Source organism: Stenotrophomonas sp. P5_B8, from assembly GCF_054049855.1.
In genome coordinates this window covers 1-1,070 of the sequence record NZ_JBFULO010000734.1, presented here as the reverse complement: position 1 = coordinate 1,070, position 1,070 = coordinate 1, and the positions used below count along the sequence as shown (strand labels likewise).

1 protein-coding gene is annotated in these 1,070 nt (G+C 61.6%); it reads left to right on the top strand.

What is annotated here, in order from left to right:
• Window positions 1-45 precede the first annotated feature (45 nt).
• Window positions 46-918: an oxygenase MpaB family protein gene (locus ACXJKH_RS21105; RefSeq protein ID WP_457322301.1), complete on the top strand. Its 873-nt coding sequence runs from the start codon at window positions 46-48 to the stop codon at window positions 916-918.
• The last annotated feature ends 152 nt before the right edge of the window (window positions 919-1,070 follow it).

The window sequence follows — 1,070 nt, the reverse complement described above, 5'->3', positions numbered from 1 at the left end:
CTGATATGGGATCTAAGAGGTCCTGACAATCATTGAGGAGGATTGATGATGATGGGAAATGTTAGGCGATTTATGCGCCCGCCTGCGGGACTGGACTTCGATTTCAGCCGACCGGAGGGTGAGCGGGCGCTTGCGCCCGCAGACGGGGTTTCTTGGCGCATATTCGCCAATCCTATTTCGCTTTACATCGGTGGTGTGGCGGCCGTGATTCTCGAGTTGGCCGAGCCGTCTGTTCGATCGGGTGTCTGGGATCACAGTGGCTTTCGGCGCGACCCCGCTTTGCGGCTGCACCGGACCGGGTTCGCTGCGATGGTGACTGTGTATGGGCCGCGCACGGTGGCAAAGGAGATGATCGCTCATGTTGTTCGCGTTCACGGCAGGGTGCGGGGCACCACGCCGGGCGGTGTTTCCTACCGCGCCAATGACCCCCGGTTGCTCGACTGGGTGCAGGCGACCGCGACATTCGGGTTCACCGAGGCGTACCACCTCTATGTTCGGGCCTTGTCGCCGACTGAGAAGGCCGCGGCCTTCGTCGAGGCCGAGCCCGCTGCGAAGCTTTATGGCGCAACTGGCGCACCCAGATCGTGGGTGGAGTGGGAGGCACTTTACACAAGGACAGTGCCAGGGCTTGAAGGTTCGGACATCCTGGCCGAATTCATTTCTATCATGTCCACTGCACCCATACTTCCGGCGCCGCTACGCTGGATTCAAAGGCTACTGGTCTGCGCGGCTGTTGACATGACGCCTGAGCCGATAAGGTCCCTCCCGCAGCTGAGAGGATTCCGCTTGCGTTCGGGAGGCGCATTGTTGGTGAGAATGCTGGCCCGGGGAGCCGCCCTCGTTCCGTATCGTGATATGCCCCCGGCACAGGCTGCTAGGCGGTTAAAGTCCTCGCGCTCAGCGCCACCGGGTCGCTAGCCGCTGTCGGGATTCCCTTGCCCCTCAGATATGGCTCCAAGCCGGAGAGGCGGCGCCGGATCGGCAAGCTATGCACGGAACTCTGTGGGTCAGTAGTGAGCCGGGCCGCGAAGTCCCATGAGTTCGGAGATCTTTCGTGAGGTCTCCAGCAA